The following is a 24,281-nucleotide window of genomic DNA, read 5'->3' as shown; positions in this document are numbered from 1 at the left end:
CTCAGCGCCCCAGATAGACCTCGACCACCCGCTCGTCGGCCTGCACCTGTTCGAGGCTGCCCTCGGCGAGCACGCTGCCTTCGTGCAGAACGGTCACCTTGTCGGCGATCTTGCGCACGAACTCCATGTCGTGCTCGACCACCATCAGCGTGTGCTTGCCGGCGAGCGACAGGAACAGCTCCGCGGTGCGGTCGGTTTCGGCGTCGGTCATGCCAGCCACCGGCTCGTCGAGCAGCAGCAGTTTCGGATCGAGCATCAGCAGCATGCCGATTTCGAGCCACTGCTTCTGCCCGTGCGACAGATCGCCCGCGCGGCGCGCGGCCTCGTCGCCGAGCCGGATGATCTGCAGCACCTCCTCGACGCGCGTGCGCTGTTCGCCGCCGAGCCGGAACAGCAGCGTGCCGCGCACGCGCTTGTCCGCCTTCAGCGCGAGTTCCAGATTGTCCTGCACGCTGAGTTCCTCGAACACCGTGGGCTTCTGGAACTTGCGGCCGATCCCGGCGGCCACCACTTCGGCCTCGCGCAGCTTGAGCAGGTCGATCGTCTGGCCGAAAAACGCACTGCCGGAATCGGGGCGGGTCTTGCCGGTGATCACGTCCATCATCGTCGTCTTGCCGGCGCCGTTCGGGCCGATGATGCAGCGCAGTTCGCCGGCGTCGATCGACAGGCTCAGCTGGTTCAGCGCGCGAAAGCCGTCGAAGCTCACGCTGATCCCGTCGAGATAGAGCGCGACGCCGTGGCTCAGGTCGGGGCCGGGATTCAGCACGCGGCCGTAGCCGTCGGGCGCCGCGCGGCCGGCGTCGGGTGCCGGTGCGGACAGCGTCGTGTCGAACGGGGTGTCGTTAGCCACGGCGCGCCCTCCATTGCTTCGCGAGGCCCACCATGCCATACGGCGCGAACAGCGTGACCACGATGAACAGGCCGCCGAGCAGATACAGCCACACCTGCGGGATCGCCACGGTCAGCCAGCTTTTCGCGGCATTCACGACGAGCGCGCCGACGATCGGGCCGACGAGCGTGCCGCGTCCGCCGATCGCCGCCCAGATCGCGATCTCGATCGAATTCGCCGGCGACATCTCGCCCGGGTTGATGATGCCCACCTGCGGCGCGTAGAGGGCGCCCGCGAGGCCGCACATCATCGCCGAGACGGTCCACACCGCGAGCTTGAACCACAGCGGGTTGTAGCCGCAGAACATGGTCCGGCTCTCGGCGTCGCGAATCGCGGTGAGCACGCGGCCGAACTTGCTGCGCACGAGCCAGCGCGAGAACAGGAAGAGCGCCGCCAGCGCGACGCTGCTGGCAACGAACAGCGCCACTGTCATGCCCGCCGTGCCCACCGGAAAGCCCAGCAGCACGTTGAAATCGGTCAGCCCGTTGTTGCCGCCGAAACCGGTCTCGTTGCGAAAGAACAGCAGCATCGCCGCGTATGTCAGCGCCTGGGTGATGATCGAGAAATACACGCCCTTGATCCGCGAGCGGAACGCGAAGAAGCCGAACACGAACGCGAGCAGCCCCGGCGCGGCGAGCGCGAGAAACAGCGCGTACGCGAAGTGCTGCGTGCCGGCCCAGTACCACGGAAAGCGCGTCCACTGCATGAACTGCATGAAGTCCGGCAGCGTGCCGCTGGCGGCGGTCATCGCGCGGTCGAGGTACATCCCCATCGCGTACCCGCCCATCGCGAAGAACAGCCCGTGGCCGAGCGACAGGATGCCCGCGTAACCCCAGACGAGGTCCATCGCGAGCGCGACCATCGCGTAGCAGAGAATCTTGCCCGACAGCCCGATCCAGTACGGCGCCAGATGCAGCGCGCTGCCCGACGGCACGACGAGGGTGAGGACCGGCGCGGCCACGCAGGCCGCGAGCAGCAGGCCGATGACCACTGCCCAGCCCCATGGCGGAAGAAACGGGGTGGGCGGCTGGAGTTGCACGCGCGGCGCCGGCGGCAGCGCCGGCGATCCATCCGAATTGACGACTGCGGCCATGGCTTAACTTTCCACACTGCGGCCCTTGAGGGCGAACATGCCCTGCGGCCGCTTCTGGATGAACAGGATGATCGCGACCAGCACGGCGATCTTCGCGAGCACCGCGCCGGCCACGCCTTCGAGCAGCGTATTGGCCACGCCCAGCCCCATCGCGGCGGCCACCGTGCCGGTGAGTTGCCCGACGCCGCCGAGCACCACGACCATGAAACAGTCGACGATGTAGCCGGTGCCCATCTCGGGGCTCACGTTGGCGATCTGGCTCAGCGCGCAGCCCGCGAGGCCGGCGATGCCGGTGCCCAGACCGAAGGCGAGCATGTCCACCCGCGCGATCCGCACGCCGACGCAGGCGGCCATCGACCGGTTCTGCGTGACCGCGCGCACGAACAGCCCGAAGCGGGTGCGCGACACGAGCAGCCACATGCCGAGCAGCACCACCGCGGTGAAGCCGATGATGACGATGCGGTTGTACGGCAGCGTGAGGTTCGCGAGCAGGTGCAGGCCGCCCGACATCCACGGCGGATTGTCCACCTGCACGTTCTGCGGGCCGAACAGGCTGCGCACTGCCTGGATCAGCACGAGGCTCACGCCCCAGGTGGCCAGCAGCGTTTCGAGCGGGCGGCCATAGAGACGGCGGATCACGGTGCGCTCGATGACCACGCCGAGGCCGCCCGCGACGATGAACGAAAACGGCACCGCCGCGATCAGCGCGTAGTTTTCGAGCCCCGGCAGGTACTTCTGGAACAGGCCCTGCATCACGTAGGTGGCGTACGCGCCCACCATGATGAATTCGCCCTGCGCCATGTTGATCACGCCCATCAGCCCGTAGCAGACGGCGAGGCCCAGCGCGGCCAGCAGCAGCACGCTGCCGAGGCTGATCGACGAAAACAGCGTGCCCACCCGCTCGCCCCAGGCGAGGCGCGAATCGATCGCCGACAGGCTCGCGGCAATCTGCGCGCGCACCGCCTGCGACGGTTCGACGAACTGGCCGCCGGATTTCGCGAGGCGCGACAGCAGCAGCGTGCGCACCGCCGGATAGTTGCTTGCCGCAAGCTCCTTCGCGGCGGCGAGCCGCTCGTCGGGGCTCGCGCTCGCGAGCAGGATCGCCGCATGCAGCAGTTGCAGCCGCTGCCGGATCGCGGGATCGCTTTCGGTTTTCAGCGCCTGTTCGACGAGCCCGCGCTCGGCGCTTGCCGGATCGTCCTGGAGACGCTCCACGGCTTCGAGCCGCTGCGCCGCGGTCGGCGCGAACAGGTCGAGCGCCGCGCGCGCGGACACCAGCGCACGGCGCATGTAGTTGTTGTTGACGACGCCCTGCGCGTTGTCGCTCGGCGTGACGGGCTTGCCGGTCGCGAAGTCGACCCAGCCGTCGCCGCGCTGTACCTGCACGGTGGTGCCGTCGACCTGCACGGCGTCGTTGAGCAGCTTGCCGATGAAGCCGGCCAGCTGCGCGTCCGGATGTTCGCTCGCCTGCTGAAGCGCCGCGATGCGCGAGTCGGTATCGCCGCTGGCGATCGCGAGCGCCTGCTGCGGGGTCAGCGCGTGCGCCGGCCACGCGGGCAGCAGCAGCGCGAAGCCGAGCAGCGCGAGCGCGGCGGCGCGCAGCCGCGCGCCGGCGGACTTCGGTGAGGATAGGAGCGTAGTCATGAATGGCGGTCCGGCGGTTCTTCCTTCTACGACACGCCGCCGGCGCGCTGGCGCGCGCGGCGGCAGACCCGGAGTCGGGCGCTTACGCGTTCTTCGGCTTCGGGATGTACGGGCTCCAGGCTTCGCCCGGCACCACGCCCTTCGATTTCCACACGACGTCGAACTGGCCGTCGGCGCGCACCTGGCCGATGTACACCGGCTTCTTCAGGTACTGGTTCGGCAGCACCTCGACCACCGAGCCGCTCGGCGCATGGAAGGTCTGTCCGACCAGCGCCTTGCGCACGGCGTCCACGCTGGTCGACTTCGCTTTCTCGACCGCCTGCTTCCACAGGTGAATGCCGATGTAGGAGGCTTCCATCGGGTCGTCGGTGACCGGGTAGTCCTTCAGCCCCTTGGCCGCGATGTACTGCTTCCACGCGTTGACGAACTTCGTGTTCACCGGGTTCTTCAGCGACTCGTAGTAGTTCCACGCGGTCAGGTAGCCGACCAGCGGCTTCGTATCCATGCCGGCGAGCTCCTGCTCGGCGACCGAGAAGCCGACCACCGGAATGTCGGTGGCCTTGATGCCCTGGTTCGCCATTTCCTTGTAGAACGGCACGTTCGAGTCGCCGTTGATGGTCGAGATCACGCAGGTCGGTCCCGCGGACGCGAACTTCTTGATGTCGGCGACGATGTTCTGATAGTTGCTGAAGCCGAACGGCGTGTACTGCTCGGCGATGTCGCTGTCCGCGATGCCCTTCGAATGCAGGAAGCCGCGCAGGATCGCGTTGGTGGTGCGCGGATACACGTAGTCGGTGCCGAGCAGGAAGAAGCGCTTCGCGCCGCCGCCGTCCTGGCTCATCAGATACTCGGTGGCGGGGATCGCCTGCTGGTTCGGCGCGGCGCCCGTGTACACGACGTGCTTGTTCTCTTCCTGGCCTTCGAACTGCACCGGGTAGAACAGCAGCCCGTTGAGCTCGTCGAGCACCGGCAGCACGGACTTGCGCGACACCGACGTCCAGCAGCCGAAGATCGCAGCGACCTTGTCCTGGCTGATCAGCTGGCGCGCCTTCTCGGCGAACAGCGGCCAGTTCGACGCCGGATCGACGACCACCGGTTCGATCGGATGCCCGTCGACGCCGCCCGCAGCGTTGATCTGGGCGATGGTCATCAGGTCGACGTCCTTGAGCGCCGTTTCCGAGATGGCCATCGTGCCCGACAGCGAGTGCAGTATGCCGACCTTGATGGGGGATTTTTTGGCTGCGATGGCCGGGAACGGCAGGCTGCTGGCCGCGGCGGCTGCCACGGTCGCGCCGACGGCTTTGAGGGCAGTACGACGATCCATTTCGGTTGCTCCGGGTTGGGGGGAGGCCCGCGCGATGAGCGAAAGGTCCCCGGTCGTGGTGGTAACGTGTGATCTTGAATACAAGACGCCATTTAGCACCTTCCATGCCAACGCCATCCCGCGCGGCAGGCGGGGCAATCCGATGCAAGGGCGATCCAATCTGGGGCCTGAAACGACGCGCTTTCGGTGCGCGATGGCGTCAATCTGGTGCGCGGTGCATCGACGCTGCAGCGTTGTGCATGCGTCGGCCGCGCGTGCGGGTCAGCGCGCAGGAGGGGGCTGAACGACGCGCGGCAGCGGCCGTTCGGTGCGGGAGCGCCGGCGCGTCAGGACGCCGGAACGACGACGGCCCCGGCATGGCGATGCCGGGGCCGTCGCGAGAGCGAGGGCGCGCGGCCGTCGGGGCCGCGCGCTGCGGGGGTTAGTAGGTGGGCACGGCCGGGTCGACCTGGCGCGACCACGCGTCGATGCCGCCCTGCAGGTTGAATACGTTGCGATGGCCGCGCGCTTCGAGGAACATCCCCACCTGCGCGCTGCGCGCACCGTGATGGCAGATGCAGACGAGCGGCGCTTCGTCGTCGAGTTCCTCGCTGCGGGCGGGAATCTCGCGCATCGGAATCGACAGGCTGCCGGCGATCTTCGCCGTTTCGATCTCCCAGGGTTCGCGCACGTCGAGCAGCACGGGCGCGGGGCGCGAGGAATCGGCGAGCCATTCGGCGAGAGCGGGAGCGGTGAGGTTTTGCATCGGAAGCGGGTCGGGTCGGTGGCAGCGCGGGCGCGCTGGAATGCGGATGCGCGGCGGTGCCCCGCCGCGGGCTCGGGCCGCGCTCAGAACCGGAAGCGCGGCGGCTGGATCGCGTTGACGAGCGGTTCGACGTAGGTTTCGAACACGTCGGCGATGCGGTACTGCTTCTCGTCGATCCGCGTGATGATCTGTGCCTTCATGACTGGCGCGGTGCCGACGAACGCGGCAAGGCGCCCGCCGATCTTCAGCTGGTCGAGCAGGTCTTGCGGCAGGACCGGCAATCCGCCGGACACGCAGATCACGTCGTACGGCGCGGCGGCGGCCCAGCCGCGCGCGGCGTCGCCGGTGGCGACCTGCGCGTTCAGCACGCCGTTCGCGGCGAGGTTGGCCTGCGCGAGCGCGGCCAGTTCCGGCTCGATGTCGACGCTCAGCACGTGCTGCGCGCGATGCGCGAGCAGCGCCGCCATGTAGCCCGACCCCGCGCCGATTTCCAGCACGCTCTCGTGCTTCTTCACGGCCAGTTCCTGCAGCACGCGCGCTTCGACGCGCGGCGCCAGCATGTGCTGGCCGGCCGGCAGCGGCACCTCGAAATCGGCGAACGCCAGATCGCGGTAGGCCGGCGGAACGAAATTCTCACGCTTGACGATCGACAGCAGGTTCAGCACGTCCTGGTCGAGCACGTCCCAGGGGCGGATTTGCTGTTCGATCATGTTGAAACGCGCTTGCTCGATATTCATGGCGGATGGGCGAATGGGCGGTTCGGTGCGGGCGGACCCGAGGGGTTCGGGACGACGCCGCAATTGTACCAAACCGGGGGCATATCCCGGACCTCGCGCGCGCGGCGGCGGGAGCGCGGTAAGATGCGGCGGTGCCCATCCAGGACAGATTTGCGCATGTCGACGACCCCCATGCCCAGCCCGACGCCGGCTTCCGCCCACGCGCCGAAGACCCTCTTGCTGGCCGGCGGCACCGGCCTCGTCGGGCTCGCCTGCCTGCGGCTGCTCGCGCGCGACCCGCGGGTCGGCGAAGTGCGGCTCCTGGTGCGGCGCCCGAGCGGCATCGCGACGGCCGGGCTCGCGGGCGGCAGCCGGATCGTCGAGCATCTGGTCGATTTCGAGCGGCTCGACGCGCTTGCGGTTCCGCAGCCGGCCGCCGCGCAGCCGGGTTCGCGGTTATCTCCGCAGATGTCCCCGCAGATGTCTTCGCAGTTATCTTCGCAGTTGTCTCCGTCGTCGGTCTCGCAGCCGGCCTCGCAGCCGGCCTCGCAGTCATCTCCCCAGTCTTCTCCGCAGTCAACCTCGCAATCATTCCCGCCTCCGCAGTCATCCCTGTTCGCGGTCGACGCGGTGATCTGCGCGCTCGGCACCACGATCGCCACCGCGGGTTCGCAGGCCGCGTTTCGCCGGGTCGACTGCGAGTACCCGCTGCGAATCGCGCGGCTCGCGCGCGAGCATGGCGCGGCGCACTTTGCGGTGGTCACCGCGATCGGCGCCGATCCGCACGCGCACACGTTCTACAGCCGCACCAAGGGCGAGCTCGAAGCGGCGCTGAAGGCGCTCGACTACCCGGCGCTCACGATCGTGCGCCCGTCCTTTCTATTGGGCGAGCGCAGCGAGCGCCGGCCGCTCGAGAGCATCGCGCGGCGCGCCGGCCTGTATCTGCCGGCGAAATGGCGCTCGATTTCCGTCGAGCGGGTCGCGCGGGCGCTGGTTGCCGGCGTGCTCGCGGACGATGTGCGCGGCGTGGAGGTGATCGAGAACGACGCGCTGCATCGCGGGCCGCCGATGTGCCGTTAGCGGGCCGCGGGCAGGGCGCGCGGGGTCGCGCCCGGACAGCACCCAGACAGCACCCAGACAGCACCCAGACAGCACCCAGACAGCACCCAGACAGCACCCAGATAGCACCCAGATAGCACCCAGATAGCACCCAGATAGCACCCAGATAGCACCCGGACAGCACCCGGACAGCGCCCAGTTCCCGCCTGGGTCCGCGCCCGGTTCGCACCCCGGCGCACACAGTCCTCGCCCGGTCCGCACCCTGCTGACGCCCGGTACTCGCCCCAGTCCGCTCTCCCGCTGCGCGCTCGCTCAGTCCGCGAGGTACACGAACTTGCCGTGTCTGATGATGCCCATCACGCTCGCGCGCTGGTCGAGCCCGACGTGGTCCTGTGGGCTCGTGTTGACGATGCCGTTCGGCACGACCAGCTCGTGCGCATGTTCGAGCGCCTCGCGCAGCGCGACGCGAAACGCCTCGGTGCCGGGCTGCGCGGTCTTCAGCGCGCGCCCGACTGCGTCCTGCAGACGCGGATAGACGCCTGCCGCATCGCCGGCGAACTGCGTGACCGAGCCCGGCCCGTACTTCGCCTCGTAGGCGTTGACGAACGCGAGCGCCGCTTGTTTCGCCGGATGGTCCGCCGGCAGCGTGCGCGCGACCACCACCGGCTGGGTCGGGAACAGCGTGCCCTCGACGTCCTTGCCGCCGAGCCGGATGAACTCCGGCGTCGCGATCCCGTGGGTCTGGTAGATCGGGCCGTGAAAGCCGCGTTCGATCAGCGTGCGCTGCGGCAGCACGGCCGGCGTGCCGGCGCCCGCGACGAGCACCGCGTCCGGGTGAGCCGCGATCAGCCGCAGCACCTGGCCGGTCACGCTCGTGTCGGTGCGGTTGTAGCGCTCGGTCGCGACCAGCCGGATGTGCCGCAGCGCCGCGAATTTCGAGAACTCGTCGAGCCAGCTGTCGCCGTAGCCGTCCGCGAAGCCGATGAAACCGACCGTCTTCACGCCGTGGTTCGACATGTAGCGGGTCATCACGTCGGCCATCGCGGCGTCGGTCTGCGCCATCTTGAACGCCCAGACGCGCGCGCCCTGTTGCGGCTCGACGACGCTCGCCGAGCCGACCAGCGTGATCATCGGCGTCTTGCTCGCGGCGGCCGGGTCGAGCGCGGCGAGCGCAGCCGGCGTGATGTTCGGCCCGACGATCACGTCGACGTGATCCTCGTTGATCAGCTTGTGGATGTTGCGCACGGCGGCGCCGGGGTCGGACGCGTCGTCGAGGATGATGTAGTCGGCCTTCTGGCCGTCAATGCGATCGGGCCACATCTGGATCGCGTTCTTGCTGGTGATGCCGATGACCGCGGCCGGACCGGTGGTGGACAGGTCGATGCCGACCTTCAGGTCGGCCTGCGCGGCCGTGGCGAACAGCAGGGCGCCCAGCGCGGCAAGGCCGCACAGGCTTTTCTTCTTGCAGGACTTCATCGGAGGTCTCCTTGGCGGGAAGTGACGCGGGAAAGCGGGCGACATGCGCGACGGCGAGGAACGCCACGGCGGCCGGCGGGCAGCGCCCCGGCGCGGCCCCGGAGCGCCGGCGCGCCCCCGGAGCGGATTCAGCGCGGCCCCGGAGCGGATTCAGGGCGGGCTCGCAGCGGATCACCGGGGGCGGCACAGCGGGCCGGGGCGGCGCAGGTTGGGGCACAGCGGGGCGGCGCACGTCGGCGCAGAGCGGGGGCCGGGGCGGTGCAGGGGCGACGCAGGGGCGGCTCACGACGGGCTCAACGAGGGCTCACGGCCGCTCACAGCTCGTAGCTCTCGTGCTCGCCCTTGAGCGCCTGCTCGATCAGCCGGCGGTTCAGGCTCGGCGAGAGCAGCTCGACGAGCGTGTAGACGTAGCTGCGCAGGTAGGCGCCCTGTTTCAGCGCCACCCGCGTGACGTTGCTGCCGAACAGGTGGCCGACCGGCATCGCCCGCAGATGCCGGTCGCGCTCGGCGTTGAACGCGATGTCGGCCATCACCCCGACGCCGAGCCCGAGCTCGACATAGGTCTTGATCACGTCGGCGTCGATCGCTTCGAGTACGATGTCGGGCGCGAGCCCGCGCAGCCGGAATGCCTCGTTGATCTTGGTGCGGCCGGCGAACGCGTTGTCGTAGGTGATCAGCGGGAACTGGGTCAGATCGTCGAGCGACAGCAGCTTGCGTTCGAGCAGCGGATGATCCGGCTGCATCACCGCGATGTGGTGCCACTGGAAACACGGCAGCGACACGAGATCCTTATAGTTCGAGATTGCCTCGGTGGCGACCGCGAGGTCGGCCTGGTCGTGCAGCACCATCTCCGCCACCTGGGTCGGGCTGCCTTGCAGGATTGAAAGGTGCACGCGCGGAAAGCGCTTCTTGAACTCGGCGATCGCCGCGGGCAGCGAGTAGCGCGCCTGCGTATGGGTCGCGGCGATCACGAGGTTGCCCTGGTCCTGCGCCGCATAGTCCTTGCCGACCCGCTTCAGGCTCTCGACCTCCTGCAGGATCTTCTCGACCGACGCGAGGATGATCCGTCCCGGTTCGGTCAGCGAACGCACGCGCTTGCCGTGCCGGGTGAAGATCTCGACGCCGAGTTCGTCCTCCAGCTCGATGATTGCCTTCGACACGCCGGGCTGGCTCGTATACAGGGCCTTGGCCGCCTCGGTGAGGTTGAAGTTCTGCCGCACGGCTTCGCGCACGAAGCGGAATTGGTGCAGGTTCATATATAACCTCGCCGCATATCAAAAGAATTTTTTAGTCGTTTGAAATATAAGGCAAGTTTATTACGATCATCCCATCTTTTTCAATATGGATATCTGTCTTTGTCATGAGCGCCGGGCCGGCGGTTGCAGCGCAGGTCGGGGCGGGCGAAGGCGGAGCGAACCGCGCGGCGTAACCGGAACGCCGCGCGCCACGAAAACTGGGGCCCCAGCATGTATCAATACGATCAGTACGACCAGACCATCGTCGACGAACGTGTCGCGCAGTACCGCGACCAGGTGCGCCGCCGGCTGTCGGGCGAGTTGAGCGAGGAGGAGTTCCGCCCGCTGCGTCTGCAGAACGGCCTGTACATGCAGCGCCATGCGTACATGCACCGCATCGCGATTCCTTACGGCAACCTGCGCAGCGACCAGTTGCGCATGCTCGCGCGCATCGCCCGCGAGCACGATCGCGGCTACGGCCACTTCTCGACGCGCTCGAACATCCAGTTCAACTGGATCCAGCTCGAAGAGACGCCGGAGATCCTCGCGAAGCTCGCGTCGGTGCAGATGCACGGCATCCAGACGTCGGGCAACTGCATCCGCAACATCACGGCCGACCAGTTCGCGGGCGTCGCGCCGGACGAGTTCGTCGATCCGCGTCCGTGGGCTGAAATCCTGCGCCAGTGGTCGACGTTCCACCCGGAATTCGCGTGGCTGCCGCGCAAGTTCAAGATTGCCGTGTCCGGCTCCACGCAGGACCGCGCGGCCGTGCAGATCCACGACCTCGGCGTGTATCTGAAGAAGAACGCCGCGGGTGAACTCGTCGCCAGCATTCTCGCGGGCGGCGGTCTCGGCCGCACGCCGATCGTCGGCGCGGTGATTCGCGAAGACCTGCCGTGGCAGCATCTGCTGACCTATTGCGAGGCCGTGCTGCGCGTCTACAACCGCTACGGCCGGCGCGACAACATGTACAAGGCGCGCATCAAGATTCTCGTGAAGGCGCTGGGCGCCGCGAAGTTCGCCGCCCAGGTCGAAGAGGAATGGCAGCATCTGAAGGACGGCCCGTCGACGCTCACCGAAGCCGAAGTCGCGCGCATCGCGCAGCATTTTGCTCCGCCGCAGTACGACCGACTGCCCGACACCGACACGTCGTTCGAGAAGCATCTGCTGGAAGACCGCGGGTTCGCGCGCTGGGTCGAGCGCAACGTGCGGCCGCACCGCGTGCCGGGCTATGCGTGCGTGACGCTGTCGCTCAAGCAGCGCACCGTGGCGCCGGGCGACGCGACCGACGCGCAGATGGAAGCGGTCGCCGACTGGGCCGACCAGTACTCGCTTGGCGAACTGCGCGTGTCGCACGAGCAGAACCTGATTCTCGCGAACGTGAAGAAGCGCGACCTGTTCGAGCTGTGGGGCAAGGCGAAGGCGCAAGGGTTCGCCACGCCGAACATCGGGCTGCTGACGGACATCATCGCGTGCCCGGGCGGCGATTTCTGCTCGCTCGCGAACGCGAAGTCGATCCCGATCGCGCTCGCGATCCAGGAGCGCTTCAACGACCTCGACTTCGTGTACGACCTCGGCGACGTGTCGCTGAACATCTCGGGCTGCATCAACGCGTGCGGTCACCATCACGTCGGCAACATCGGCGTGCTGGGCGTCGACAAGGACGGCAGCGAGTGGTACCAGGTCACCCTCGGCGGCGAGCAGGGCACGGGCGCGGACGGCGCGCAGCTCGGCCGCGTGATCGGCCCGTCGTTCTCGGCGCACGAGATGCCGGACGTCGTGTCGAAGGTGATCGATACCTATGTCGAGCATCGCCTCGACGGCGAGCGCTTCATCGACACGTACAACCGCATCGGCATCGCGCCGTTCAAGGAGCGCGTGTACGCGTCCCGTCAGCCGGCTCACGCCTAACGCGAAACAAGGAACAAGCAGATGGCTTCGATTATCAGGAACCGCACGATCGCCGACGACGACTGGACGGTCGTGCGTCCCGCGGAAGACGGCAGCCTGCCCGACGTGGCCGCGTTGCCGGCCGGCAAGGTGCTGGTGCCGCTCGCGCTGTGGCAGCAGGCGCGCGACGCGCTGCAGGCCGCGCGCGCACAGGATGCGCTGGGCGTGTGGCTCGCGCCGGACAGCGAGCCGGCCGACATCGCGGGCGACTTCGAACACCTTGCGCTGATCGCGGTGGACTTTCCGGTGTTTCGCGACGGCCGCGGCTACAGCATCGCGCGTCTGCTGCGCGAGCGCTACGGCTATCGCGGCGAGCTGCGCGCCATCGGCGACGTGCTGCGCGACCAGCTGACGTTCATGTACCGCTGCGGCTTCGACGCGTACGCGGTGCGCGCGGACAAGGACATCCACGACGCGCTGAAGGCGTTCGACGAGTTCAGCGTCCAGTATCAGGGCGCGGTCGACAATCCGTCGCCGCTGTTCCGCCGCCGCGAGGCGGCCGCCCAGCGGGCTTGCGCATGAGCGCGGCCGTGGACCTCGCGCCGGAGCTGGCCGCGAAGGCCGGGCGCCTGGATGCGCTGCTCGACGCGATCGCCGCCCGCCATACGCACGTGAAGCTCGCGAGCAGCCTCGCCGCGGAGGACATGCTGCTCACGCACGCGATCCTGTCGCGCGGCGTGAAGATCGGCATCTTCTCGCTCAATACCGGCCGGCTGCATGCGGAAACGCTCGGCATGCTGGAGCGCGTGCGCGAGCGTTACGGTTACGAGATCGAGCAGTTCCATCCGCAGGCCGCCGCGGTCGATGCCTACGTGAGCGGGCACGGTGCGAATGCGTTCTACGAGAGCGTCGAGCTGCGCAAGCGCTGCTGCGAGATCCGCAAGGTCGAGCCGCTGAATCGCGCGCTCGCCGGCGTGAGCGCCTGGGTGACCGGGCAGCGGCGCGAGCAGTCCGTCACGCGCGCCGAGCTGCACGAGGAAGAGCAGGACGCGGCGCGCGGCATCGCGAAGTTCAATCCGCTCGCGGACTGGAGCGAGGACGATGTGTGGGCTTACTTGCGCGCGTTCGGCGTGCCGGTCAACCCGCTGCACGCACGCGGCTATCCGAGCATCGGCTGCGAGCCCTGTACGCGCGCGGTGCGCCCGGGCGAGGACAGCCGCGCGGGCCGCTGGTGGTGGGAGTCGCGCGACACGAAGGAGTGCGGCCTGCACATCACGACGATCCCGCTCGCGGACATCCGCGCGGACGCCCCGGTCTGAGGGCGTCGGCCGAAAACCGATAGACTATCCGCATGGCGCGGGCCAGAAGCCCGCACCATGCGTCAAGAAAGGACGCTGAACATGAGCACCACGCTCGAACCCCCTGTCAACGAACCGCTGACCGCGGCGGCAAACCGGATGGATCACCTCGACTGGCTCGAAGCCGAATCGATTCATATCCTGCGCGAACTGGTCGCCGAATGCAGCAAGCCCGCGCTGCTGTTCTCGGGCGGCAAGGATTCGGTCGTCGTGCTGCACCTTGCGCTGAAGGCCTTCGGTCTGGGCGCGAACCGCAAGACGGCGTTGCCGTTCCCGCTCGTGCACATCGACACCGGCCATAACTACGACGAGGTGATCGACTTCCGCGACCGCCGCGCAGCGCAGATCGGCGCGCAGCTGGTGGTGGGGCACGTCGAGGACTCGATCCGGCGCGGCACGGTGCGCCTGCGCCGCGAAACCGACTCGCGCAACGCCGCGCAGGCCGTGACGCTGCTCGAGACGATCGAGGCGCACGGCTACACCGCGATGATCGGCGGCGCGCGCCGCGACGAGGAAAAGGCGCGCGCGAAGGAGCGCATCTTCTCGTTTCGCGACGAGTTCGGCCAGTGGGATCCGAAGGCGCAGCGCCCGGAACTGTGGAGCCTGTACAACGCGCGTCTGCACAGCGGCGAGCACCTGCGCGTGTTCCCGATCTCGAACTGGACCGAACTCGACGTGTGGCAATACATCGCGCGCGAGCAGCTCGAACTGCCGTCGATCTATTACGCCCATCGCCGCGAGATCGTGCGCCGCAACGGCCTGCTCGTGCCGGTCACCCCGCTCACGCCGATGCGCGAGGGCGAGGCGAGCGAGATGGCGCTCGTGCGTTTCCGCACGGTCGGCGACATCAGCTGCACGTGCCCGGTCGAGAGCGACGCGGACGACGTCGAGAAGATCATCGCCGAGACGGCGGTGACCGAGATCACCGAGCGCGGCGCGACGCGGATGGACGACCAGACGTCCGAAGCCGCGATGGAGCATCGCAAGAAGCAGGGCTATTTCTGAGCAGACGACGAGGGCAGGAACATCATGAGCATTCAACAACCGGAAGACCTCGGCGTGCTGCGTTTCATCACCGCGGGCAGCGTCGACGACGGCAAGAGCACGCTGATCGGCCGCCTGCTGTACGACAGCAAGGCGGTGCTGTCCGACCAGCTGTCGGCGCTGTCGCGCGCGAAGAACAAGCGCACGGTCGGCGACGAGATCGATCTGTCGCTGCTGACCGACGGCCTCGAAGCCGAGCGCGAGCAGGGCATCACGATCGACGTCGCGTACCGCTACTTTGCGACCGCGCGCCGCAAGTTCATCATTGCCGACACGCCGGGCCACGAGCAGTACACGCGCAACATGGTGACGGGTGCGTCGACCGCGCACGCGGCGATCATCCTGATCGACGCCACGCGCGTCACGTTCGACGCGGGCGCGGCGCAACTGCTGCCGCAGACCAAGCGCCATAGCGCGATCGTCAAGCTGCTCGGCCTGCAGCACGTGATCGTCGCGATCAACAAGATGGATCTGGTCGACTACAGCGAAACGCGCTTCAACGAAATCCGCGACGCGTACGTCGTGCTCGCGCGTCAACTGGGTCTCGCGGACGTGCGCTTCGTGCCGGTGTCGGCGCTCAGGGGCGACAACATCGTGAGCGCGAGCGAGCGCATGCCGTGGTACGCGGGCGAGCCGCTGCTGGACGTGCTGGAGATGCTGCCGGTCGACGCGCAGACGGGCGACGCGCTGCGTTTCCCGGTGCAGTGGGTCGCGCGTCAGGACGGCAGCCAGGCCGACGACTTCCGCGGCTACATGGGGCGTGTCGAAGCGGGCGAAGTCAAGGTGGGCGACGCGATCGTCGTGCTGCCGGCCCAGCGCGAGGCCACGGTGGCCGAGATCATCGCGCCGGTGCCGGGCGGCACCGCGCAGGTCGAGCGCGCGTTCGCCGGCCAGACCGTGACGATCCGGCTCGCCGAGGACGTCGACGTGTCGCGCGGCGACATGTTCGTGCCGGCCGCGGCGCGGCCGGAGCCGGCGAAGAAGCTCGAAGCCGACCTGTGCTGGTTCGACGAGACGCCGCTGTCGACGCAGCGCAAGTACCTGCTGAAGCAGACCACCAGCACGGTGTTCGCGCGGATCGGCGCGATCCGCGAGGTGCTCGACGTGCACACGCTGTCGCACGCCACGGACCGCCACGATCTCGCGATGAACGACATCGGCCGCGTCGCGCTGACGCTGCAAAAGCCGGTGGTCTGCGATACCTACGATGCGCATCAGGGCACCGGCGCGTTCGTGCTGATCGACGAGGCGACGCACCATACGGTCGCCGCCGGCATGATCCGGGCGTTTTCCGCGTAATGCGACGCGGGCCCTCGCGCCCGCGCATGGGACAAAGCACATGGGCAAGGTGTACCTGATCGGCGCAGGACCCGGCGCCGCCGACCTGATCACGGTGCGCGGCGCGCGCCTGCTCGGCGCGGCCGACGTGGTGCTGCACGACGCGCTCGTCGAGCCGGCGATGCTCGACTACGCGCCGCGCGCGCGCAAGATCGCGGTCGGCAAGCGCTGCGGGCAGCGCTCGACGGCCCAGCATTTCATCAACAAGCAGATCGTCGACGCGGCGCGCGCGCACGCGGTCGTGGTGCGTCTGAAGGGCGGCGATCCGATGCTGTTCGGCCGCGCGGACGAGGAGATGCGCGCGCTCGAAGCCGCGGGCATCGACTACGAAGTGGTGCCGGGCATCACCGCGGCGCTCGCCGGCGCGGCCACGCTGAGGCGCTCGCTGACGCTGCGCGGCGTCGCCCGCAGCGTCGCGCTCGCAACGTACAGCCGCGCGGCCGACAGCGACGCGATTCGCGAGCAGGTCAACGCGGATTCGCTGGTGTTCTACATGGGGCGCGACAGCGGCCCGCAGATCGCGCAGACGCTGATCGACGCCGGTCGCGCCGGCACGACGCCGGTGGCGATCGTCGAGGCCTGCAGCACGCCGCGCGAACGCATGCTCACGCTGACCTTGCAGGCCCTCGCCGACGGCGATGCTCAGGCATGGCTCGATCCGTCGCAGCCGAGCCTGCTGATGATCGGCGCGGCGTTCGCCGCGCGCGCGCAGCAGCACGATATGCAGCAAGATACGCAGCAGGACTTCTCCGAGACCGCGGCGGCGGCCTGACGGGCGCCGGGCGCGTGTTCGGGCGCAAGCCCAGGCGGTGGTATCAGGTGCTGCTTCAAGCGCGGTCCAGGTGCGCTCTCAAGCGCACTCTCAAGCGCACTCTCAAGCGCGCCGAGGCGTTCCTCAGCGGACGCAATCCGGTCCGCACGCGGCGGGTCAGCCCTTGATCCGTCGCGTCATCCGGCTGCATGCAGCCGCTTACGGATTTCGCGGATCGCGCACCTGCTGCACGCAATACGCGGCGAGCGCGTCGAGCACCGCATCGTCTTCCCCGACCGCTGTGGCGCAGCGGATCTGCACACCCGGATGCGCGGCCCGGCATACGTCGAGCACGGCCGGCAGGTCGCGTCTGACGTGCCCGCCCTGGCCGAAAAATACCGGCACGACGGTAATCGTCGCGCAGCCCTGCGCGGCCTGGGCGGCGATGGCGGCGGGCAGGTCCGGGGTCATCAGTTCGAGATAGGCGAGGTCGACCGGGCCCGCCGCGCCGTGCTGCGCGGCGACGCGCGCCGCGAGCCGGGCGAACGGCTCGGCCCAGCGCAGATCGCGTGCGCCGTGTCCGAACAGGACGATGCCGTGCAGGCTCATGGGCGCCCCCTCATGTCCATCCCTAATGCCGGTCGACCCACTTCAGCCCGACCAGTCCCAGCACGAGATAGATCAGGCTCGGCGTGGCCGCGGTGAGCGGCGCGGGCCACGTGTTCAGCATGCCGATGTGCGAGAACAGCGTATTGATGAGCTGAAAGCTCATCCCCAGCATGATGCCGCCGAACACCTTCATGCCGACCACGCCCGCACGCGTGTGCAGGTACGCGAACGGCAGCGACAGCACCAGCATCACGAGAATCGCAAACGGATACAGCAGCTTGCGCCACAGCGCGATCTCGTAGCGCTGCGTGTCCTGATGGTTCTGCTGCAGATGCTGGATGTAGCGGAACAGATTGAACATCGACATGTTGTCCGGCGACACGAGCAGCACGGACAGGATCTGCGGCGTGAGCTCCGAGCGCAGCGAGTACTCGGGCAGCGTCTGCTGGGTCGCGCGGTAGACCGGGTCGAGCGTGTCCTTCGGCGTGCCGGGCGGGGGCGGCACGTCGATCAGCTGCGTGTCGGTGACGTCCTTCAGCAGCCAGTGTCCGGGCGGCTGATAGCGGCCGCTTTTCGCAAGGCGCACGTTCGACAGCCTGAACTTCGAGTCGAACTCGTAGATGCGCACGTCGGTGATCGTCGAGTCCGGCTGCAGCTTGCCGACGTTCACGAAGCGTGTGACCTGCTCGCCGTCCGCGCGCTCGGTGAGCGTGTCCTTCACCCACACGCCGGATTCGAAGTTGCTCGACACCGCGGAGCCGAGCGCTTCGAGCCGCACGCGCTCCGAGAGCTGGTCGGTGTACGGCCCGACGACTTCGCCGATCAGGTACGTGAGAATCACGAGCGGGATGCCGATCTTCAGCAGCGAACGCAGCGCCTGGTTGGTCGCGAGGCCCGAGACGCGAAAGATCGTGTACTCGGAATTCGCGGCCATCTGCGCGAACACGTAGATCGCGCTGATCAGCGCCGCAACCGGGATGATTTCGTAGAAGCGCGACGGCGTCTGCAGCGCGACGCGCAGCACCGCGTACTGGAACTTGTAGTTGCCGTGGCCGACCGAGTTCAGTTCGTTGATCAGGTCGAAAAAGAAGAACAGGCCCGAAAACGCGAACAGCACGAAGATGAACGTGAGGTAGACCTGGCGCGCGAAGTACTTCTCGTAGATCGGCATCGGTCAGGCCCCTTGCGACGTGCGGCGCAACATCGACCAGCGGATCAGCGGGCGGTTGCGCACCCGCAGCCAGAAGATCAGCGCGACCAGCGCGGCGACGATCACGTGCAGCCCGACCAGCCCCACCGCGAACGACAGCTTGCCCTGCTCGATCCACGATTGCACCACGTTCAGCAGGTTCGAGTAGGTGAGGTAGATCAGCACCGCCATCACCAGATTGGTGGTGCGGCTGCGCCGCGGGTTCTGGTGCGCGAGCGGGATCGCGAGCAGCATCAGGTTGATCGCGATCAGCGGCAGGCCCGCGCGCCACGCGAATTCCGCGAGATTGTCGCGGGTCGGATTGCGGAACAGGTCGAGGGTCGGCGTGCTGGTGGTGGTCGGCGGGCTGACCACCGGCTGGCTCTGGATCTTCACGCCGTAACGCGCGAATTCCATGATCCGGAAGTCGGGCTTGCCGGGCTCGCCGTCGTAGCGGCGGCCGTTCTCGAGCACGACGAAGCGGTCGCCATTCTTTTCCGTCTCGGTGTGGCCCGTTTTCGACACGATCACGCTGACCTTGCCGTTCTCGGTGCTCGTGACGAACACGTTCTCCACGTGCAGCTGGTCGGGCGACATCTTCTCGATGAAGAATACGCGGTGATTCACGGCCGATTCGCGAAACTGTCCAGGCGCGAGCAGCGACACGTCGCTGCGCTGCTGGAAGCGCGCGCGGATCAGCTTGCTCTGCTGGTTCGACCACGGCCAGCCGACGAACACGAAGAACATGATCATGATCACGATCGGCGCGGCGAAGGTGCCGACCGGCTTGATGAAGCGCGTGAGGCTCACGCCCGAGGCGAGCCACACGACCATTTCCGAGTCCTTGTACCAGCGCGTGAGCACGAACAGGACGGACACGAACAGCGTGGCGACCAGCATGATCGCGAGATAGCCGATCACGGTGAGGCCGATCAGGACCAGCACGTCGCGCGGATCGATCTCCCCCGAGGCGGCGAAGCCGACGATGCGGATCATCATCGTCGTCAGCACGAGCGTGAGGAGAACCATGAACACGGCACCGGCCGTGTACGCGAGTTCGCGCTGCAGGGAGCGTTCAAAGATCATGGTTGAGGAGGACAGTGCGTGCCGCGGACGGCGCCGGGCCGAGCCGGTCAGCCCGTCTTGCAGCCGCCGCGGGAAAAATAGCGGATAATTGCGGCTTTCATCCTTAGCCCAGATTTTATCCGAGGACAAGCGCGATGGACTTTAGCATAAAAGCCTGTGACTGGAGCAAAGGCACGTCGAACGGGTTCCTGACAGGCAAGTCGGATTGCATCGTGATCGGCGTGTTCGAGTCGCAAACCCTGGCGGGTGCCGCGCTCGAAATCGACACGGCGACCGGCGGGCTGCTCACCCGCATCATCAAGGCCGGCGACATGGACGGCAAGAACGGCACCACGCTGTTCCTGCACGAGGTGTCGGGCATCGGCGCGTCGCGCGTGCTGCTGGTCGGCCTCGGCAAACAGGATGGGTTCGGCCAGAAGGCTTACGGCGACGCGGTGCGCGCCGCATGGCGCGCGATTCTCGCGACGAAGATCGTGCAGGTCACGTTCACGCTCGCGCAGTTGCCGGTGCTCGAGCGCAGCGCCGACTGGTCGGTGCGCGCGGCGATTCTCGCCTTGCGCGAGCAGGCCTACCGCTTCACGCAGATGAAGAGCAAGCCCGATGCCACGCCGCGTTCGCTGCGCCGCGTCGTGTTCAGCGTCGACAGCGCGGACGAGAAGGCCGCGAAAGCGGCGCTCAGGCAGGGCGTGGCGATCGCCAACGGGATGGACCTCACGCGCGATCTCGGCAACCTGCCGGGCAACGTCTGCACGCCGACCTACCTCGCGCAGACCGCGCGCAAGCTCGCGAAGGACTGGAAGCTGAAGGTCGAGGTGCTGGGCCAGAAGCAGATCGAGGCGCTGAAGATGGGCTCGTTCCTGTCGGTCACGCGCGGCTCGGTCGAAGCGCCGCAGTTCATCGTGCTGCAGTACCAGGGCGCGAGCGCGAAAACCGCGCCGGTCGTGCTGGTCGGCAAGGGCATCACGTTCGATACCGGCGGCATCTCGCTGAAGCCGGGCGAGGCGATGGACGAGATGAAGTACGACATGCTCGGCGCGGGCTCGGTGCTCGGCACGCTGCGCGCGGTCGCGGAGATGGGCCTGAAGCTGAATCTGGTCGTGCTCGTGCCGACCTGCGAGAACATGCCGTCGGGCACGGCGACGAAGCCGGGCGACATCGTCACGACCATGAAGGGGCTCACGGTCGAGGTGCTGAACACCGACGCCGAAGGCCGCCTGATCCTGTGCGATGCGCTGACCTACGCGGAGCGCTTCAAGCCGTCCGCGGTGATCGACGTCGCGACGCTCACGGGGGCCTGCGTGATCGCGCTCGGCCATCACAACACGGGCCTGTTCGCGCGGGACGACGCGCTCGCGGGCGAACTGCTCGACGCGTCGCGCGAGGTGGTCGATCCGACCTGGCGCATGCCGCTCGACGACGCCTACAAGGAACTGCTGAAGTCGAACTTCGCCGACCTCGCGAACATCGGCGGCCGGCCGGGCGGCGCCATCACGGCGGCGTGCTTCCTCGCGCACTTTACCGAGGCGTATCCGTGGGCGCACCTGGACATCGCGGGCACCGCCTGGAAGAGCGGCGCCGCGAAGGGGGCGACCGGGCGGCCGGTGCCGCTGCTGTCGCAGTTCCTGATCGACCGCGCGTCGGCATGACCGCACGCGCCGCCTGCCGGCGCGACGGGCGCAGCCGGAGCAGCCGATGACGAGAATCGACTTTCACTCGAACGTCGGCGACGCGCTGCTGTACGCGTGCCGCCTCGCGCGCAAGGCCTACCAGGCCGGCCAGCCGATCGTCGTGCTGGCCGAGCCGCCGCGGCTGCGCGCGTTCGACGCGATGCTCTGGACCTTTTCGGCGCTCGACTTCGTGCCGCACTGCATGGCCGACAGCGCGCTCGCCGCACAGACCCCGGTGGTGCTCGCGGCCGACGCCGACCTTGCGCCGCACCATCAGGTGCTGCTGAATCTCGGTGCGCAAGTGCCGGCGCAGTTCGCGCGCTTCGAGCGGCTGCTCGAAGTGGTCGGCAACGCGCAGGAAGAGCTGGCGGCGGGGCGCGATCGCTACCGCTTCTACCGCGATCGCGGCTATGCTCTGAACAACTACAAGCAGGGCGGCTAGCGGCGCGGTGGCGCCGCCCAGCGTCGTCCGATCCTTCGACGGAGCCTTCTCGTGACCGACTCGCCCGATCTCCACGACATGCAGTCCGACAGCCTGATTCCGGTGCTGCAGGACATTCTCGTACCCGGCAGGACGCGTGTCGCGCAAGGCGCGCAGGTCGGGGTCTACCCGGTGGCGTCGCCGCAGGTGGACACGCAGCCGCTCGCGGCCGATGCGCCGCCGTTTCAGGCCGTGGCTCGCGCGCGCGACGAGCATGCCGGTCTCGACGCGGACCGCCTCGCCGAGCGGCTGCGCGGCCGCGTCGCCGGCTATCTGTCGGGCGACGGGCGCGAGGCGATCGAAGCGCATTGCCGCGACGCGCTGAACGAGCACACCGGCTGGCTGGTCAGCCAGATCACGCGCGAAGTGGCGCTGGCGCTCGAAACCGAGCTGAACGGGTGGGTGCGCGAAGCGGTGGACGAGGCGCTCGCGCAGCGCGCCAGCGGTCATTGAGCGGCGCGGGCGCGTGGATGCGCGGCGCGCCTATTTCAGCGTGAGAATCCAGCCCGCGAGCGTCTGCGCCTGCGCCGGCGTGAGCTGCGTATTGGCCGGCATCGGCAGCGTGCCCCAGACGCCCGCGCTGCCGTCGATGATCTTGTGGGCGAGATAGGCGCGCGCATCGGGCTTCGACGCGTATTTCTTCGCGACATCCTGAAGCGCCGGCCCCATGAACGGCCGGTTCACCGCATGGCAGCTCATGCAGTTCTGCTGCTCGGCGAGCAGCAGTCCGGGCGTCGTTTCCGCGCGCGCCGCACCGCTCGCCATCAGCGTGCTTCCGAGTGCCGCCGCGAGCGCTAGCGTCGCATACGATCTCGATCTCATTGTGGTCTCCGTCGGTGCAGGGCCCGACTTGTGGTGGTCGCATTATAAAAGGAAAGGGGCGCACGGTTTGACCGTGCGCCCCTTTCGATTGACCTGCGTGCGGCCGACCAGCGCGCGGGCGTGCGCGGACGGCCGCGCGCCGCCGTTCAGCCCGTCACCGCGCCGCGATTTGCCGGAAGGGCGAGCGCCGAGTATTTCGCGAGCACGCCGCGCGTGTAGCGCGGCGGCGGCGGCTGCCAGGCCGCGCGGCGGCGCGCCAGTTCGGCGTCGTCGACATTCAGTTGCAGCAGCAACCGATGTGCGTCGATCGTGATGGAGTCGCCTTCCTGCACGAGCGCGATCGTGCCGCCGACGAACGCCTCGGGTGCGACGTGGCCGACCACCATGCCCCACGTGCCGCCGGAGAAGCGGCCGTCGGTGATCAGGCCGACCGATTCGCCGAGGCCCTTGCCGATGATCGCCGAGGTCGGCGCAAGCATCTCCGGCATGCCGGGGCCGCCTTTCGGGCCGAGGTAGCGCAGCACGAGGACGTCGCCCGCCTGGATGCGGTCCGCGAGAATCGCGGCGAGCGCGCTCTGCTCGTCGTCGAAAACGCGCGCGGGGCCGGTGATCACCGGGTGCTTCAGCCCGGTGATCTTCGCGACCGCGCCGTCGGTCGCGAGGTTGCCCTTCAGGATCGCCAGGTGCCCCTCGCGGTAGAGCGCCTGCGCGATCGGGAAGATCACCTGCTGGTCCGCGCGCGGCGCGGCGGGCACGTCCTTCAGTTCCTCGGCGAGGGTCTTGCCGGTGATCGTCATGCATTCGCCGTGCAGCAGGCCCGCGTCGAGCAGGATCTTCAGCACCTGCGGGATGCCGCCGGCCCGGTGCAGATCGGTCGCGACGTACTCGCCCGACGGCTTCAGGTTGCAGATGACCGGCACCTTCTTGCGCATGCGCTCGAAGTCCTCGATGGTCCAGTCGACTTCGGCCGCGTGCGCGATCGCGAGGTAGTGCAAGACCGCGTTGGTCGAGCCGCCGGTCGCCATGATCAGCGCGACCGCGTTTTCGATCGACTGCTTTGTGATGATGTCGCGCGGCTTCAGGTCGCGCCTGACCGCCTCGACGAGCACACGCGCCGATTCGGCGGCGGAGTCGACTTTCTCGTCGTCCGGGTTGGCCATCGTCGACGAGTACAGCAGCGACATGCCGAGCGCCTCGAACGACGAGCTCATCGTGTTCGCGGTGTACATGCCGCCGCACGAGCCGGTGCTCGGGCACGCGTTGCGCTCGATGCCCTCGAAATCCTCCTCCGACATGCGGCCGGCGGTGAACTCGCCGACCGCCTCGAACGACGACACGATCGTCAGGTCGCGGCCCTTCCAGTGACCCGGACGGATCGTGCCGCCGTACACGTAGATGCCCGGCACGTTGATCCGCGCGAGCGCGATCATTCCGCCGGGCATGTTCTTGTCGCAGCCGCCGATCACGACGACCCCGTCCATCCATTGCCCCTGCGCGCAGGTCTCGATGCAGTCGGCGATCACTTCGCGCGACACGAGCGAGTACTTCATCCCTTCGGTGCCCATCGACATGCCGTCGGAGATCGTCGGCGTGCCGAACACCTGCGGGTTCGCGCCGGCCTCGCGGACCGCCTGCACGGCCGCATCCGCGAGGCGCTGCAGGCCGGCGTTGCACGGGGTGATCGTGGAATGGCCGTTGGCGACGCCGATCATCGGATTGTCGAAGTCCTCCTTCCGGTAGCCGATGGCATAGAACATCGAGCGGTTCGGCGAACGCGCGACGCCCTGGGTGATGTTTTGCGAACGACGGTTGTAGGGCATGAGGAACTCCTTCCGGTTGTCCTGATCTGTACGTCCGGCCACGCG

Annotated in this window: 23 protein-coding genes; 10 read left to right on the top strand and 13 right to left on the bottom strand. The window is 68.1% G+C overall.

The genetic code is table 11. The features are described 5' to 3' along the window. Position 1 precedes the first annotated feature (1 nt). The 6 genes from urtD to AC3AP7_RS12295 form a co-directional block, all read right to left on the bottom strand. Positions 2-889, bottom strand: coding sequence for an urea ABC transporter ATP-binding protein UrtD (urtD, locus tag AC3AP7_RS12320; RefSeq protein WP_475762630.1), 888 nt, complete (start codon positions 887-889; stop codon positions 2-4). After that, positions 843-1,982 carry an urea ABC transporter permease subunit UrtC gene (urtC, locus tag AC3AP7_RS12315; RefSeq protein WP_475762632.1) on the bottom strand — a complete coding sequence of 380 codons (1,140 nt, stop codon included), beginning with the start codon at positions 1,980-1,982 and terminating at the stop codon, positions 843-845. Before urtC ends, urtD begins: the two co-directional genes overlap by 47 nt. 3 nt (positions 1,983-1,985) lie before the next feature. Further along, entirely contained in the window at positions 1,986-3,626 is a 1,641-nt protein-coding gene (gene urtB / locus AC3AP7_RS12310; RefSeq protein WP_475762634.1) for an urea ABC transporter permease subunit UrtB, read from the bottom strand. A gap of 82 nt (positions 3,627-3,708) precedes the next feature. After that, positions 3,709-4,950 (bottom strand): urea ABC transporter substrate-binding protein, encoded by a 1,242-nt coding sequence (gene urtA, locus AC3AP7_RS12305; RefSeq protein ID WP_475762637.1) that lies wholly within the window; start codon positions 4,948-4,950, stop codon positions 3,709-3,711. Positions 4,951-5,371: 421 nt separating this feature from the next. Next, positions 5,372-5,695, bottom strand: a complete 324-nt coding sequence (locus tag AC3AP7_RS12300; protein ID WP_475762639.1) for a rhodanese-like domain-containing protein — start codon at positions 5,693-5,695, stop codon at positions 5,372-5,374. An 83-nt stretch (positions 5,696-5,778) separates the two neighbouring features. Further along, positions 5,779-6,432 carry a protein-L-isoaspartate O-methyltransferase family protein gene (locus AC3AP7_RS12295; protein ID WP_475762640.1) on the bottom strand — a complete coding sequence of 218 codons (654 nt, stop codon included), beginning with the start codon at positions 6,430-6,432 and terminating at the stop codon, positions 5,779-5,781. Between the two features lie 156 nt (positions 6,433-6,588). Here AC3AP7_RS12295 and AC3AP7_RS12290 point away from each other — a divergent pair, with 156 nt between their 5' ends. After that, positions 6,589-7,491 (top strand): Rossmann-fold NAD(P)-binding domain-containing protein, encoded by a 903-nt coding sequence (locus AC3AP7_RS12290; protein WP_475762642.1) that lies wholly within the window; start codon positions 6,589-6,591, stop codon positions 7,489-7,491. 291 nt (positions 7,492-7,782) lie between these two features. On the opposite strand, the gene AC3AP7_RS12285 is transcribed toward AC3AP7_RS12290, so the two are convergent. Beyond that, entirely contained in the window at positions 7,783-8,946 is a 1,164-nt protein-coding gene (locus tag AC3AP7_RS12285) for an ABC transporter substrate-binding protein (RefSeq protein ID WP_475762644.1), read from the bottom strand. A 314-nt stretch (positions 8,947-9,260) separates the two neighbouring features. After that, positions 9,261-10,202 carry a CysB family HTH-type transcriptional regulator gene (locus AC3AP7_RS12280; RefSeq protein WP_475762646.1) on the bottom strand — a complete coding sequence of 314 codons (942 nt, stop codon included), beginning with the start codon at positions 10,200-10,202 and terminating at the stop codon, positions 9,261-9,263. Positions 10,203-10,412: 210 nt separating this feature from the next. Here AC3AP7_RS12280 and AC3AP7_RS12275 point away from each other — a divergent pair, with 210 nt between their 5' ends. The 6 genes from AC3AP7_RS12275 (at position 10,413) to cobA (ending at position 16,583) form a co-directional block, all read left to right on the top strand. Continuing rightward, complete coding sequence (locus AC3AP7_RS12275; RefSeq protein ID WP_475762648.1) at positions 10,413-12,092, top strand: nitrite/sulfite reductase; 1,680 nt, start codon at positions 10,413-10,415, stop codon at positions 12,090-12,092. A 21-nt stretch (positions 12,093-12,113) separates the two neighbouring features. Then, positions 12,114-12,653, top strand: coding sequence for a DUF934 domain-containing protein (locus tag AC3AP7_RS12270; protein ID WP_475762650.1), 540 nt, complete (start codon positions 12,114-12,116; stop codon positions 12,651-12,653). Further along, positions 12,650-13,390, top strand: coding sequence for a phosphoadenylyl-sulfate reductase (locus AC3AP7_RS12265; protein WP_475762652.1), 741 nt, complete (start codon positions 12,650-12,652; stop codon positions 13,388-13,390). The genes AC3AP7_RS12270 and AC3AP7_RS12265 overlap by 4 nt, the downstream gene beginning before the upstream one ends. A gap of 81 nt (positions 13,391-13,471) precedes the next feature. Beyond that, positions 13,472-14,434, top strand: coding sequence for a sulfate adenylyltransferase subunit CysD (cysD, locus tag AC3AP7_RS12260; RefSeq protein ID WP_475767947.1), 963 nt, complete (start codon positions 13,472-13,474; stop codon positions 14,432-14,434). Between the two features lie 24 nt (positions 14,435-14,458). Then, a complete protein-coding gene (locus AC3AP7_RS12255) occupies positions 14,459-15,772 on the top strand; it encodes a sulfate adenylyltransferase subunit 1 (RefSeq protein WP_475762654.1) in 1,314 nt (437 codons plus the stop codon). 40 nt (positions 15,773-15,812) lie between these two features. After that, complete coding sequence (cobA, locus tag AC3AP7_RS12250) at positions 15,813-16,583, top strand: uroporphyrinogen-III C-methyltransferase (protein ID WP_475762656.1); 771 nt, start codon at positions 15,813-15,815, stop codon at positions 16,581-16,583. Positions 16,584-16,781: 198 nt separating this feature from the next. Here cobA and AC3AP7_RS12245 read toward each other — a convergent pair whose 3' ends face one another. From AC3AP7_RS12245 to lptF, 3 genes are read right to left on the bottom strand one after another with little or no spacing between them, the layout of a single operon-like run. Next, a complete protein-coding gene (locus AC3AP7_RS12245; RefSeq protein ID WP_475762658.1) occupies positions 16,782-17,171 on the bottom strand; it encodes a sirohydrochlorin chelatase in 390 nt (129 codons plus the stop codon). Between the two features lie 22 nt (positions 17,172-17,193). Further along, positions 17,194-18,342 carry an LPS export ABC transporter permease LptG gene (gene lptG, locus AC3AP7_RS12240; protein WP_475762660.1) on the bottom strand — a complete coding sequence of 383 codons (1,149 nt, stop codon included), beginning with the start codon at positions 18,340-18,342 and terminating at the stop codon, positions 17,194-17,196. Between the two features lie 3 nt (positions 18,343-18,345). After that, positions 18,346-19,446 carry an LPS export ABC transporter permease LptF gene (gene lptF / locus AC3AP7_RS12235; RefSeq protein ID WP_475762662.1) on the bottom strand — a complete coding sequence of 367 codons (1,101 nt, stop codon included), beginning with the start codon at positions 19,444-19,446 and terminating at the stop codon, positions 18,346-18,348. Positions 19,447-19,580: 134 nt separating this feature from the next. Here lptF and AC3AP7_RS12230 point away from each other — a divergent pair, with 134 nt between their 5' ends. The 3 genes from AC3AP7_RS12230 to AC3AP7_RS12220 are packed head-to-tail and all read left to right on the top strand — an operon-like array spanning position 19,581 to position 22,047. Continuing rightward, positions 19,581-21,092, top strand: coding sequence for a leucyl aminopeptidase (locus tag AC3AP7_RS12230; RefSeq protein ID WP_475762664.1), 1,512 nt, complete (start codon positions 19,581-19,583; stop codon positions 21,090-21,092). A gap of 46 nt (positions 21,093-21,138) precedes the next feature. After that, on the top strand, positions 21,139-21,555 hold the full coding sequence (locus tag AC3AP7_RS12225) for a DNA polymerase III subunit chi (RefSeq protein WP_475762666.1): 417 nt from the start codon (positions 21,139-21,141) through the stop codon (positions 21,553-21,555). A gap of 51 nt (positions 21,556-21,606) precedes the next feature. Next, complete coding sequence (locus AC3AP7_RS12220; protein WP_475762668.1) at positions 21,607-22,047, top strand: DUF2486 family protein; 441 nt, start codon at positions 21,607-21,609, stop codon at positions 22,045-22,047. A gap of 30 nt (positions 22,048-22,077) precedes the next feature. On the opposite strand, the gene AC3AP7_RS12215 is transcribed toward AC3AP7_RS12220, so the two are convergent. Both AC3AP7_RS12215 and ilvD read right to left on the bottom strand, forming a co-directional pair. Continuing rightward, positions 22,078-22,416: a c-type cytochrome gene (locus AC3AP7_RS12215; RefSeq protein WP_475762670.1), complete on the bottom strand. Its 339-nt coding sequence runs from the start codon at positions 22,414-22,416 to the stop codon at positions 22,078-22,080. Positions 22,417-22,562: 146 nt separating this feature from the next. Next, entirely contained in the window at positions 22,563-24,236 is a 1,674-nt protein-coding gene (ilvD, locus tag AC3AP7_RS12210; protein ID WP_475762672.1) for a dihydroxy-acid dehydratase, read from the bottom strand. Between the last annotated feature and the right edge of the window lie 45 nt (positions 24,237-24,281).

The sequence above is a fragment of the Paraburkholderia sp. PAMB 6770 genome (assembly GCF_057748135.1).
Note: the sequence above shows the minus strand (reverse complement) of the source record. Positions and strands in the feature narration are given on the sequence as shown.